The 1,210-nt window shown below is 39.3% G+C and carries 1 protein-coding gene and 2 pseudogenes; all 3 read right to left on the minus strand.

The features are described from left to right. Positions 1-119 precede the first annotated feature (119 nt). Positions 120-365, minus strand: coding sequence for a peptidoglycan-binding domain-containing protein (locus ACFRAK_RS29160; RefSeq protein WP_394573223.1), 246 nt, complete (start codon positions 363-365; stop codon positions 120-122). Between the two features lie 497 nt (positions 366-862). Next, positions 863-1,012: pseudogene (locus ACFRAK_RS29840) on the minus strand (peptidoglycan recognition protein family protein); the annotation flags it as partial. 6 nt (positions 1,013-1,018) lie between these two features. Then, positions 1,019-1,210 (minus strand): annotated as a pseudogene (locus ACFRAK_RS29170) (hypothetical protein); the annotation flags it as partial.

The following is a 1,210-nucleotide window of genomic DNA, read 5'->3' on the forward strand; positions in this document are numbered from 1 at the left end:
AAAATTAAAAGGCATGAGCCCGGTAGATTACCGGGTTCATGCCCTCAAGGCTGCCTAAGTAAATAAAGTGTCTAACTTTTTGGGTTCACTTCATACTCAATACGAGTAAGGGCTCTTGATTATGCTGCAAACAATTTAGTGAAAGTTGCTTTACCTGCCTTCTTATCTGCAGTTATCTTTTTAGCTTTCTGGAATCTATATAATGCTGATTCAGTACCTTTTCCGAAGATAGAATCAAGTGATCCAGGGTTATATCCTTCAGTGTATAGTGCTGCCTGTAGAATCCATGTAAGATTCCCTTTTGCACCTTTTTGGACAGTGACAATTGCAGCCTTAGTTTTAGTTCCCCATTTCCCTCCACAAATAACTTTTTATTAAATTGTTTATTAAGTTCAGTTTGTAGTGCTTTGATAAGTGATGATTTGGTTTTAGGGCCATTAAATCCATCAACAATTAGGCCAGTTCCATAACGGCTATTTAAAGTTTTTTGAATGGACCTAATTGTTTCATCTCCACTGTTCGAAGTTTCGTCATCCTCTTTTATATCCGGTTGTACAATAACTTCTTTAGCATTTCCAAAATTGATTTTCTGGCCTATTTTTAATTTAGTCGGATCGATACCAGGATTCGCTTTTATTAAATCTTCAACTTGAACCCCGCCTGTTCCATCCTTATGTGCAATGCTCCATAAAGTATCACCTTCTTGGATTGTATAAACATCAGGAGCCGGTGCTGGTTTGGCTGGAGTTTTTGAACCTTTCCAATCAAAAGCATCTCTGTAGTTATACTGACAACATGCTTTCCAACTATAACCTGGCATTTCATTATGGGCCTTATCATATTTCCCAATTACATCTTTAACAAGTGCAGCATGAAGTTCAGCAATACTGGCAAGTGTGGCATCATCCATAGTGTCATATCGATAATCTCCAGCAATGCAGATACCTAGAGAGAACTGATTGCTATTCCCCACATGAAAGGTCCTGCGGTCGATATCATTTGCATATACAATCCGAGCTCATTTACCGTTTGGTGTGTTAATAACATTCTTAGGCTCGATAACAAATGTATACCCTATCCCCGGCCACCCCAGCGTGTTTACATGGTAACCCGCGAAGCTTGCAGCATCAGAACCACCCAAATCTTTCTTTGTTAAGGAATGGTGCCAAACTCGGTGGGTAATTGATTTTGTGCGTTTTGAATAAGTGCC

The sequence above is a fragment of the Peribacillus sp. NPDC056705 genome, assembly GCF_043656335.1.